Source organism: Roseivirga sp. (assembly GCF_049099775.1).
In the GTDB taxonomy this organism is placed as follows: domain Bacteria; phylum Bacteroidota; class Bacteroidia; order Cytophagales; family Cyclobacteriaceae; genus Roseivirga.
Genome location: NZ_JAGDZM010000001.1, coordinates 357,418 through 369,451, shown reverse-complemented (window position 1 = coordinate 369,451; position 12,034 = coordinate 357,418). Strand labels below are relative to the sequence as shown.

Here is a 12,034-nt window from a genome sequence, read left to right as displayed (position 1 = left end):
AGCTATGGCATTTAAAAAGAATAGAAAACTTAACAACGACTTCAACAAGGTCACTATTAGTTTAGCTTCTCCTGAATCTATCCTTGAGTCTTCTCATGGTGAGGTTACACAGCCAGAAACTATTAACTATAGAACCTACAAACCTGAAATGGGCGGTTTATTCTGTGAAAGGATATTCGGACCTGTAAAGGATTGGGAATGTCATTGTGGGAAGTACAAGAGAATTCGATATAAAGGTATCATCTGCGATAGGTGTGGTGTTGAAGTAACCGAGAAAAAGGTTAGAAGAGAGCGAATGGGCCACATTGAGTTGGTCGTTCCTGTTGCACACATTTGGTATTTTAAATCGTTGCCGAATAAAATAGGTTACCTACTTGGGTTGCCAACAAAAAAACTGGATCAGATTATCTATTATGAAAGATATGCGGTAATCCAACCTGGAATTAAAGAAGAGGAAGGCATTAGCTACATGGATTTCCTTACTGAGGATGAGTACTTAGATATCCTTGATAAGCTTCCACGTGAGAATCAAATGCTAGATGATGATGACCCAGAGAAGTTCATCGCTAAAATGGGTGCTGATGCACTTGAAATGTTATTAGCGAGACTTGACTTGGACAGTATGTCTTATGCTCTTCGTCACCAAGCAGCAACAGATACATCTCAGCAGAGAAAGGCAGAAGCCCTAAAACGTTTGAGAGTAGTTGAAGCTTTCCGTGATGCAAAAACTAGAATCGAGAATCGTCCTGAGTGGATGATCATCAAAATGGTTCCAGTAATTCCACCAGAATTGAGACCATTAGTGCCTCTAGATGGTGGTAGATTTGCTACGTCAGATTTAAATGATCTTTACAGAAGAGTTATTATTAGAAATAACAGACTGAAGAGATTAATAGATATTAAAGCACCTGAGGTAATTCTTAGAAATGAGAAACGTATGCTTCAGGAAGCTGTTGACTCACTTTTCGATAACTCTAGAAAAGTAAATGCAGTTCGTTCTGATGGAAACAGAGCATTGAAATCTTTAAGTGATATGCTTAAAGGTAAACAAGGTCGATTCCGTCAAAACCTACTAGGTAAGCGTGTTGATTACTCTGGTCGTTCTGTGATCGTTGTAGGTCCTGAGCTTAAACTACATGAGTGTGGTTTACCTAAGAATATGGCTGCTGAGCTCTTCAAACCTTTTATTATCAGAAAACTGATAGAAAGAGGAATTGTGAAAACAGTGAAGTCGGCAAAGAAAATTGTTGATAGAAAAGATCCAGTAGTTTGGGATATCCTTGAAAACGTATTGAAAGGACATCCAGTACTATTGAACAGAGCACCAACACTACACAGATTAGGTATCCAAGCTTTCCAGCCAAAACTAATTGAAGGAAAAGCAATTCAATTACACCCGTTAGTATGTACTGCATTTAACGCGGATTTTGATGGTGACCAAATGGCTGTGCACGTGCCACTAGGACATGATGCTGTGTTAGAAGCAAGTACTTTGATGCTTTCTTCTCATAACATCTTGAACCCAGCCAACGGAGCTCCAGTAACAGTGCCATCTCAAGACATGGTGTTGGGACTATACTATGTGACTAAGGGTAGAAGATCTACTGACGATCACAAAGTAGCTGGAGAAGGTATGCGTTTTTACTCTGCTGAAGAAGTAATTATCGCAATGAACGAAGGTGTAGTTTCTAAACATGCATATGTTCATGTCAAAACTAGAGTTCGTGAAAACGAAGTGTTGGTAGACAAAGTAATCGAGACTGTTGCAGGTCGAGTTCTTTTCAACCAAAGTGTGCCAGAAGAAGTAGGATACGTTAACGAGTTATTGACGAAGAAAAAGCTTCAGAAGATTATCCAAATGGTTGTTAATATTTGTGGTATCGCAAAAACAGCTAAGTTCTTGGATGATATTAAGGAACTTGGTTTCCAGATGGCTTACAAAGGTGGCCTATCAATGGGATTGAATGACATTCATATTCCTGATAACAAAGTAACACTCGTTGACAGTGCAAAAGAAGAAGTGGATGCTGTATGGCAAAACTACTTAATGGGTCTTATCACTGACAATGAAAGATATAATCAAGTAATTGACATTTGGACACGTGTTAACACGAAGTTGACAAACGGTTTGATGCAAGAGATGGAAGAAGATAACCAAGGTTTCAATTCCATCTTTATGATGATGCACTCAGGAGCCCGTGGTTCTAGAGAGCAGATTCGTCAGTTGGGTGGTATGAGAGGTCTGATGGCTAAGCCACAGAAAAACCTTGCAGGTTCTGTAGGAGCCATCATTGAAAACCCAATTCTTTCAAACTTTAAGGAAGGTCTAGATGTACTAGAGTACTTTATCTCTACTCACGGTGCTCGTAAAGGTTTGGCCGATACAGCATTGAAAACTGCAGATGCAGGTTACCTAACAAGACGTTTGGTAGATGTAGCTCAGGATTGTGTAGTGAATGAAGAAGATTGTGGAACACTAAGAGGATTAACAGTATCTGCACTAAAAGATAACGAAGATGTGGTGGAACCACTTTCTGAAAGAATCTTAGGTAGAGTTTCTGTTCATGATATTTACGACCCTATTTCTGAAGAACTACTTGTTGCTTCAGGTGAAGAGATCACTGAAAAAATAGCAGACTTAATTGATGAGACAGCTATTGAAGATGTTGAAATCAGATCTGTATTAACATGTGAAACTAAAAAAGGTGTTTGTGCTAAGTGTTACGGAAGAAACCTCTCAACCAATAAAATGGTACAGAGAGGTGAAGCTGTTGGTGTAATTGCTGCACAGTCAATTGGTGAACCAGGTACACAGCTTACATTAAGAACATTCCACGTAGGTGGTACGGCTTCCAACATTGCTGTAGATGCAACGGTTAAAGCCAAGTTTGCTGGTGTAATTGCTTTTGAAGAATTAAGATCACTACCAACTACTAATGATGAAGGCGAAAAAGTCAACATTGTAATGGGTAGAACTGGAGAAATTCAGATCCTTGATCCTAAGACTAAGAAAGTCTTAATCTCAAACCATGTGCCTTACGGTGCTATTCTTCAAGTAAAAGAAGGACAGAAAGTAGAAAAGGATGACCAACTATGTAAGTGGGATCCGTACAATGCTGTTATTCTTTCCGAATTTGATGGTACAATCGAATTTGATGCTATCGAAGAAGGAATTACTTACAAAGAAGAGTTTGATGAGCAGACTGGTCACAGAGAAAAAGTAATTACGGATACAAAAGATAAAACGAAGAACCCTGCGGTTGTTGTAAATGCAAAAGCAGATTCTAAAGCATACAATATTCCAGTTGGAGCTCACTTAGCAGTAGATGCAGGTGATAAAGTGAAAATTGGACAGCCATTGGCGAAGATTCCAAGAACAATGGGTAAATCGAGGGATATCACAGGTGGTCTTCCAAGAGTGACTGAATTGTTCGAAGCACGTAACCCGTCTAACCCGGCAGTAGTGTCAGAAATTGATGGTGTTGTAACTTATGGAGGAATCAAAAGAGGTAACAGAGAAATCTTTATTGAGTCTAAAGATGGAGTGAAGAAGAAATACATGGTGCCATTGTCTAAGCACATTCTTGTACAAGACAATGACTTTGTAAGAGCAGGTTACCAATTATCTGATGGTGCAACGACTCCTAATGATATCTTGAATATTCAAGGACCAACTGCAGTTCAAGAATACCTAGTAAATGAGATACAAGAAGTATACCGTCTACAAGGTGTGAAGATTAACGATAAGCACATTGAGGCGATCGTTAAGCAAATGATGCAGAAAGTTGAGATCATGGATGCTGGTGATACGCAATTCCTTCCAGGACAAGTAGTAGATAAGTTTTTGTTCAGAGAAGAGAATGATGCCATTCTTGATATGAAAGTAGTTTCTGAACCAGGTGAGTCTGAAAACTTGAAAGCTGGACAGATTGTAACACCTAGAGATCTTAGAGATGAGAATTCTAGCCTAAGAAGAAAGGACATGAAGTTAGTAGAAGTTAGAGACGCTCAACCAGCAGTTTCTAAACCAAAACTTCAAGGAATTACACAAGCTTCTTTGGGTACTGACAGCTTTATCTCTGCAGCATCATTCCAGGAAACTACCAAAGTATTAAGTGAAGCTTCTATCAGAGGTAAAGCTGATACGTTGAACGGATTGAAGGAAAATGTAATTGTTGGTCACTTGATTCCAGCCGGAACAGGTATGAGGCATTACAATGACCTGATCGTTGGTAGCCAAGAGGAGTATGATAAATTACTAGCTGCCAAAGAAGCTTACAGAGCTCAGGCAGAAGAAAGTGAAAGCGTAGAACTCTAAGCACATGGCAGATCAGAACGAGCAAGCGAATCAGAATCAATTAAATATTGAATTGTCCGAGGAAGTAGCCGAAGGTCAATATGTTAATTTGGCTATGATTGCTCATTCGAACAGTGAATTCGTAATTGATTTCATAAAAATGATGCCTGGAGTACCCAAGGCAAAAGTGAAATCGAGAATTGTAATCACGCCAGAACATGCCAAGCGTTTGCTTTATGCGCTAAAGGATAATATCGATAAGTTCGAGAAAAACTTTGGTCCAATAAAGCAAAGCGAGGAGCCACCTAAGTTTCCAATGAATTTTGGAGGCACAGTTGGCGAAGCTTAGAAGGCAAAAATTATAGAGAATAGAAGGGTTGCTTCGGCAACCCTTTTTTTATGGAAATAAGCGAGAGCACCAGTATTGAGGACCAAATATCTAATCTAATTTTATTTAAGATCAGGTGTTTGTTTCGAAAACATCTTTCGTTACCTTTGCAGTCCGAAAATTGCAACTAGGAAAAAATTAATTTAAAAACAATTGTAAATGCCTACTATACAACAACTAGTAAGAAAGGGTAGAAAGAAGTTGACTTCAAAGTCAAAGTCTCCTGCGCTGGATAGCTGCCCACAAAGAAGGGGTGTTTGTACAAGGGTATATACGACTACACCTAAAAAGCCTAATTCAGCTATGAGAAAAGTAGCTAGAGTAAGGTTGACCAATGGTAAAGAGGTGAACGCATATATCCCTGGTGAAGGTCATAACCTTCAAGAACACTCAATTGTCTTAATCAGAGGAGGAAGAGTAAAAGACCTTCCAGGTGTAAGATATCACATTATTCGCGGTGCGTTAGATACCGCAGGAGTAAGCGGAAGACTTCAAAGAAGATCGAAGTACGGAGCTAAACGTCCAAAAGCAAAAAAATAGTCAATCAAATAAGCAATGAGAAAAGCTAAACCAAAGAAGAGATATATTCTTCCTGATCCTAAGTTCCATGATACTTTAGTAACAAAGTTCGTGAACTACCTTATGGTCGACGGAAAGAAGAGTATTGCCTACAACACGTTCTACAAAGCAATGGATATTGTAGAAGAACGAACTGGTGAGAATGGTCTTGAAACTTGGAAGAAAGCATTGAGTAACATCATGCCGTCAGTCGAAGTGAAAAGTAGAAGAGTAGGTGGTGCTACTTTTCAAGTACCTATTGAGGTAAGACCAGGTCGTAAAACCTCACTCGGTATTAAATGGATGATCATGTTCGCTCGTAAGAGAGGTGAGAAAACCATGACTGAAAAACTAGCTGGAGAAGTAATTGCTGGTTCAAAAGGTGAGGGTGCAGCCGTTAAGAAAAAAGACGATACGCACAGAATGGCCGAGGCCAATAAAGCATTTTCACACTTTAGATTTTAATTCCTAGACTAAAATGGCAAGAGATTTAAAATTAACTCGGAACATAGGTATTGCAGCGCATATTGATGCAGGTAAGACTACAACAACCGAGCGTATACTGTATTATACTGGAGTATCTCATAAAATCGGCGAAGTTCACGATGGAGATGCTACTATGGACTGGATGGAGCAAGAGCAAGAAAGAGGTATTACTATTACTTCTGCTGCCACTACTGTATTCTGGCCTTATAAAGACAATGAATACCATATCAATATTATTGATACTCCTGGTCACGTTGATTTTACTGTTGAAGTAAACAGATCATTACGTGTGCTAGACGGCTTGGTGTTCTTGTTTTCTGCTGTTGATGGTGTAGAGCCACAATCAGAAACTAACTGGAGACTTGCAGATAACTATAAAGTTGCTCGAATTGGCTTCGTTAATAAAATGGACCGTGCTGGTGCAGACTTCTTAATGGTTTGTGGACAAGTAAAGGAAATGTTAGGTACTAAAGCAGTGCCTTTACAATTGCCTATCGGTGCAGAAGAAAACTTTAAAGGTGTAGTTGACCTTGTAGAGAATAAAGCAATTATTTGGAACGAAGCCGATCAAGGAATGACTTTCGAAGAAATTGAAATTCCTGCTGATATGGTTGACGAAGTTGCTGAATATAGAGAAGGACTGTTAGAGGCTATCGCTGAATACGATGACTCTTTATTAGAGAAGTTCTTTGAGGATCCTGATTCTATTACTAAAGATGAGATTCTTGCAGCTTTAAGACAGGCTACTATCAATTTGGACTTTGTGCCAATGATGTGTGGATCAGCCTTTAAAAACAAAGGAGTTCAAACTCTACTTGACTATGTGATGGAATTACTTCCTTCACCAATGGATAGAGATAGTATTGTTGGTGTAGATCCAGACACTGAAGAAGAGGCTTCAAGAAAGCCATCTCCGGATGAGCCGTTTGCATCTCTAGCATTTAAAATTGCTACAGATCCATTTGTAGGTCGTCTTTGTTTCGTGAGATCATACTCAGGAATGCTGAACTCAGGTTCTTATGTGTACAACACAAGAACTAATAAGAAAGAGCGTATTTCTAGAATCTTCCAAATGCACGCCAACAAGCAGAATGCTATTGATAGCTTACATGCTGGTGATATTGCTGCAGTTGTAGGATTTAAAGACATAAAAACAGGAGATACACTGTGTGACGAGAAGAATAAGATTGTATTTGAATCTATGGACTTCCCTGATCCAGTAATTGGATATGCAATTGAGCCTAAAACTCAGGCAGACGTTGATAAACTAGGTATGGCTATTGCTAAACTAGTGGAAGAAGATCCAACCTTGAAAGTTCATACTGACGAAGAAACAGGTCAAACTATTCTTAGAGGTATGGGTGAGCTTCACTTAGATATTATCATGGATCGTATGAGACGTGAATTTAAGGTAGAAGTAAATCAAGGAGCACCGCAGGTGGCTTATAAAGAATCTATCAACTCAACTGTTGAGCATAAAGAGGTTTATAAGAAGCAATCAGGTGGTAAAGGTAAATTCGCTGATATCGTATTTGAAATTGGCCCTGCTGATGAAGATCACGACAAAGACGGATTACAATTTGATAATGATATCAAGGGTGGTATAATTCCTAGAGAATTCATCCCTTCTGTAGAGAAAGGGTTTGCATCCGCAATGGTAAACGGTCCTTTGGCAGGCTATCCGTTAGAAAGAATGAAAGTGAGACTCTTCCATGGTTCATTCCATGATGTCGATTCAGATGCACTATCTTTTGAAATGGCTGCTAGACTTGGTTTTAAAGAAGCGGCTAGAAAAGCTACTCCTAAATTAATGGAACCAATTATGGGTGTAGATGTAGTGACTCCAGATGAATATACTGGTAGTATCACTGGTGATCTTAACCGTAGAAGAGGAATGATGAAAGGTATGGATACCAAAGGTACTTCCACTGTTGTTAAAGCAGATGTACCATTATCTGAACTATTCGGTTATGTAACTGATTTGAGAACAATGTCTTCAGGTAGAGCAACTGCTTCATTGACGTTCTCTCACTACGAAGCTGTGCCAAATCATATTGCTGAAGAGGTAATCAAAAAATCAAAAGGAGAATAAGCTGTAAATTTTACTATAATGACACAGAAAATTAGAATCAAATTAAAGTCATACGATCACAACTTGGTGGATAAGTCATCAGAGAAAATTGTGAGAGCAGTAAAAACTACCGGAGCTGTAGTAAGTGGTCCTATTCCACTACCTACAGTAAAAGAGAAATTTACAGTATTGAAGTCACCACACGTGAATAAAAAGGCACGTGAGCAATTTCAGCTTTGTACTTACAAAAGATTAGTAGATATCTACTCTTCAAGTGCAAAAACTGTAGATGCTTTGATGAAGCTTGAATTACCTTCAGGTGTAGATGTAGAAATAAAGGTTTAAGTACCTTACATAATATAGAGTAAAGGGGCTCGCTGTAAAGCGAGCCCTTTTTTTTGTACAGAGGGAGGAATATAAATTGAATATTATTTGATTATACTTTAAATTGAATAAAATACAGTTAGAAGTATAAACCTCATGAAAATGCTAAAAAGATCTATTGTTGGAATACCTATCATGTTGTTATGCTTTTTTGTGAATGCGCAAACTGGAAATCAAAGCTGTGAGGCGGGCGGAGAGATGTGGGTTTGCGGTAAGCAAGAACAGCTTCAAGCGCACGACGATTTCGAGAAAAATTGTTCCGATCAGGAATATCAACCTTGTACAGTCTTAAGGACAATAATTGACGTTTGTTCACCAAATATGCGGGAAACGGCAGTTTTTCAGGAGGGTGGCCCCAATTGTCCATTAAACAACCCTCAAAAGACTTAGATGCTCGTTAATCATTGATGAAGATGTATAAGTTTATATTGGGATGCTTTTTTTTGATCCTTCTAGGGATGGTTGTTTCGTGTGATCATAAAGCTCAAGAATCAGTATCAGGTTTTTCGATATCCAAATTTATTTTTGAAGTTGATTTGCCTCCATCGGTGTCTCCAAATTTGTCATTACCATTTATTTGGTTTGAAGAAGAGGATGAATTTTTAGCAGCATACAGCTATACTGATCATAGCATAGTTATTATAAATCTTTCTCAGAGGGCGTTTGTGAACAAAGTTAGACTAATTACCGAGGGTCCTGATTTTGTTCAGTCCGTTCGTGCTATTTCCATTTGGGATAAGAATACCTTATTAATTGGAGGTAATGATTACATAACTCTGATTACCCTTGAAGGAAAAGTTATACGGAGACTTCTTATTAATAATACGGATTCGGATTTTACGGGCTTTGACTTTACGGTGGGTAGGTTATCGGTCAATAAATATTCGGGTCTACAGTATAGTCCATCGGATAAATCAATATTAATGGAAGTATATTATTTCACTAAACAAAGTGATGCAGAGGTTAACCCGTTAATGGTCAGTTTGAATCTAGAAACTTTGCATATAGAGCAAAATAGTGTTCCTGTCAAACTATTTAGAACTGCTGGTAACTATGGGGAACTGAGAGGAGTAAATTTTTGGCGAAATAATGATGTGTTAACAATAAATTATAAATCATCCAGTCAGGTTCTGATTAAGAACTCAATGGGTGAAAGTATTTTTTCAATGAAGTCTAATAATACGCCCAATGATGCTGGCCCTATAGAGGTAATGTCAGGTAGCTCTAATGTGAGTATATTCGAACATCAAGTTAGATCAGCAAATTTTTACCCAGTTATTACTGACAATTACAGAAATCTGTTTTATAGAATAGTTAAGGGAGAAAACATCAATTTTGAAGATGATGAAGATTTTTACCTTTCTGTGGCCTCAAAGGATTTTGTTGAATATATGGAAATACCATTTCCGAAAGGGTACTATATATTCGGTATACCGTCAAAAGAGGGGCTGATGTTTATTGCCTATAATAAGCATGATGACAAATTGGAACTTGTTAATTACAGATTTGAACTGGAGAAATAGTATTTCCTGGATTGCTAAGTCGAAGATTTATTTGTTACTGCTATGTTTTTTGTATGGCTGTAATGCTAATAATAGTTCTGTTGGTAAAGGAGTATTTAATTTTGAACCAAATCAAAATGAAACTATACAGATTTACCCTGCGCCCAAATTGAGGTCACCGTCTTTCGAGATTAGTGTAGATTTTATAGCAGGAAGGCCTCGTTTGTATAAAAGCTATTACGGGAATGATTCGATCGATTTCTCTCCACTAAGTTATGGGCAGTTGCAAGGCTATTTTTCAGTACGAGTAGTAAGGGTACAAGATGGTTGGCTGCAAGTGGTTACTGATGAATCTACAGGTGCTTTGGGTTGGATAGTAGCTCCAAAAACCGAAATTGAGAGCTGGGAGAATTTTCTGACTTCAGTACATCACATAAATGGTAAAGATGGTCGTTTGTACAAGTCGCCTAACTCCAAAGAGACACATAATTCTAATGGCAACTACTGTTTCAACCTTATAGAAATTCAGAATGATTGGTTGAAAGTCTATCATAGTGCAGATCGATGTGATGACAAAACCGTCTGGGATACGGGTCCCTCGGGATTTATTAGGTGGAAAAAAGATGGAAAGCTGCTCTTAAACTTCAGAATGTAAGTATTGCACAGGTATCTTGAAATTTCCCCTTCTTTTTTAAACCCCTGCCTTGTAACAAAATATTAAATTCCTATCTTTGCAATCCGTTTTGCGGGAGCCCTATGTTTATGGGTTAGAAAATGATTTAAAAGATGTCTGGAATTATCGGAAAAAAAATCGGAATGACTAGCGTATACAGTGTCGATGGACGTAATGTCGCATGCACGGTGATAGAAGCTGGTCCTTGCGTTATAACGCAAGTAAAAAATCAAGAGACAGACGGATACCAAGCTGTTCAATTAGCTTATGGAGAGCGTAAGGAGAAGAATACTCCAAATGCATTGAAAGGTCACTTTAAGAAGGCCAATACAACTCCAAAGAAAAGTGTAGTTGAGTTTAGAGATTTCCGAGAGGAGTTCGAAGGTATGGTAGCCTTAGGTAATGAAATCACAGTTGGCGATGTTTTCAAAGAAGGTGATTTTGTTGATGCCATTGGAACTTCAAAAGGTAAGGGTTTCCAGGGAGTAGTAAAGAGACATGGCTTCGGCGGTGTTGGTCAAGCTACTCACGGACAGCACAACAGATTAAGAGCCCCAGGTTCTATTGGCGGTGCTTCATATCCTGCAAGAGTATTTAAAGGTACTAGAATGGCAGGAAGAATGGGTAATGATCGTGTAACGGTAATTAACCTAGAAGTAATGAAAGTTGTACCAGAAAAGAACCTTATCGTAGTGAGTGGTTCTGTGCCTGGAGCGAATAATTCAATCGTAGTCCTAGAGAAATAAGAAGATGGAGATTGCAGTATTAAAAAATAGTGGGGAAGACACTGGAAGAAAAGTAACGCTTTCAGATGATATCTTCGGTATTGAACCAAACGATCACGCCATCTACTTAGATGTGAAGCAATTTTTGGCTAACCAACGTCAAGGAACTCACAAGTCTAAGGAAAGAGCAGAAATCTCTGGTTCTACAAGAAAAATAAAGAAACAAAAAGGAACAGGTACAGCCAGAGCTGGTAGTATCAAGTCTCCTGTGTTTAGAGGTGGTGGACGTGTATTTGGTCCTAAGCCAAGAAACTACGGTTTTAAGTTAAATAAGAAGTTGAAAACGCTAGCTCGTAAATCAGCAATGACTTACAAAGCGCAAGACAACAGTCTTATGGTATTGGAAGATTTCTCTTTCGATGCGCCAAAAACGAAAGACTTTGTGAATGTTTTAAACAGCCTGTCTGTAGCAGATAAGAAAACGCTTTTTGTAGTGTCTAACACTGATAAAAACGTAGCAATATCAAGCAGAAACATTCAAAACGCTAAAGTGACAACTGCAGATGAATTAAGTACATATGACGTGCTTAACGCTGACAGAATGTTGATCAGCGAAAGTTCTGTTGAAAAACTTCAAAACCTACTAAAGTAAGATAGACATGAGTGTTTTAAAGAAACCTTTAGTAACAGAGAAAGTATCAGGCCTTAACGAAATCGGTAAGTACGGTTTCATAGTGGACGAAACCGCTAATAAGGTAGAGATCAAGAAGGCTGTTGAAGAAATGTATGGTGTTACAGTAGAAGATGTTAACACGATGAGATACCAAGGTAAAATGAAGTCTAGGTATACTAAAGCCAGAGTGATCGCAGGAAGAAAGAATTCCTTCAAGAAAGCAATCGTAACGGTAGCCGAAGGAGAAGTAATAGATTTTTACAGCGGTATTTAATTA

General features: G+C 38.4%; 12 protein-coding genes. All 12 read left to right on the top strand.

All coding sequences use genetic code 11. From position 1 onward, the window contains the following. Positions 1 to 4 precede the first annotated feature (4 nt). The gene (gene rpoC / locus JXQ92_RS01825) at positions 5 to 4,318 is read left to right on the top strand and encodes a DNA-directed RNA polymerase subunit beta' (RefSeq protein ID WP_421984871.1); all 4,314 of its coding nucleotides are present in this window, start codon (positions 5 to 7) and stop codon (positions 4,316 to 4,318) included. Positions 4,319 to 4,322: 4 nt separating this feature from the next. Then, a complete protein-coding gene (locus JXQ92_RS01820; RefSeq protein WP_069835030.1) occupies positions 4,323 to 4,646 on the top strand; it encodes a DUF3467 domain-containing protein in 324 nt (107 codons plus the stop codon). Positions 4,647 to 4,844: 198 nt separating this feature from the next. Beyond that, positions 4,845 to 5,225 carry a 30S ribosomal protein S12 gene (gene rpsL / locus JXQ92_RS01815; RefSeq protein ID WP_421984870.1) on the top strand — a complete coding sequence of 127 codons (381 nt, stop codon included), beginning with the start codon at positions 4,845 to 4,847 and terminating at the stop codon, positions 5,223 to 5,225. Positions 5,226 to 5,240: 15 nt separating this feature from the next. After that, the gene (rpsG, locus tag JXQ92_RS01810) at positions 5,241 to 5,708 is read left to right on the top strand and encodes a 30S ribosomal protein S7 (RefSeq protein ID WP_421984869.1); all 468 of its coding nucleotides are present in this window, start codon (positions 5,241 to 5,243) and stop codon (positions 5,706 to 5,708) included. A 13-nt stretch (positions 5,709 to 5,721) separates the two neighbouring features. Further along, positions 5,722 to 7,821 (top strand): elongation factor G, encoded by a 2,100-nt coding sequence (gene fusA, locus JXQ92_RS01805; protein ID WP_421984868.1) that lies wholly within the window; start codon positions 5,722 to 5,724, stop codon positions 7,819 to 7,821. Positions 7,822 to 7,839: 18 nt separating this feature from the next. Then, positions 7,840 to 8,145: a 30S ribosomal protein S10 gene (gene rpsJ / locus JXQ92_RS01800; RefSeq protein ID WP_069835034.1), complete on the top strand. Its 306-nt coding sequence runs from the start codon at positions 7,840 to 7,842 to the stop codon at positions 8,143 to 8,145. 141 nt (positions 8,146 to 8,286) lie between these two features. Then, on the top strand, positions 8,287 to 8,574 hold the full coding sequence (locus JXQ92_RS01795; protein WP_421984867.1) for a hypothetical protein: 288 nt from the start codon (positions 8,287 to 8,289) through the stop codon (positions 8,572 to 8,574). A gap of 23 nt (positions 8,575 to 8,597) precedes the next feature. Beyond that, on the top strand, positions 8,598 to 9,707 hold the full coding sequence (locus JXQ92_RS01790; protein WP_421984866.1) for a DUF4221 family protein: 1,110 nt from the start codon (positions 8,598 to 8,600) through the stop codon (positions 9,705 to 9,707). Then, positions 9,658 to 10,341, top strand: coding sequence for a hypothetical protein (locus JXQ92_RS01785; protein ID WP_421984865.1), 684 nt, complete (start codon positions 9,658 to 9,660; stop codon positions 10,339 to 10,341). The genes JXQ92_RS01790 and JXQ92_RS01785 overlap by 50 nt, the downstream gene beginning before the upstream one ends. A gap of 131 nt (positions 10,342 to 10,472) precedes the next feature. Further along, complete coding sequence (gene rplC, locus JXQ92_RS01780; protein ID WP_421984864.1) at positions 10,473 to 11,105, top strand: 50S ribosomal protein L3; 633 nt, start codon at positions 10,473 to 10,475, stop codon at positions 11,103 to 11,105. Positions 11,106 to 11,109: 4 nt separating this feature from the next. Further along, entirely contained in the window at positions 11,110 to 11,736 is a 627-nt protein-coding gene (gene rplD / locus JXQ92_RS01775) for a 50S ribosomal protein L4 (protein WP_421984863.1), read from the top strand. Positions 11,737 to 11,743: 7 nt separating this feature from the next. Further along, positions 11,744 to 12,031: a 50S ribosomal protein L23 gene (gene rplW / locus JXQ92_RS01770; protein WP_421984862.1), complete on the top strand. Its 288-nt coding sequence runs from the start codon at positions 11,744 to 11,746 to the stop codon at positions 12,029 to 12,031. Positions 12,032 to 12,034 lie beyond the last annotated feature (3 nt).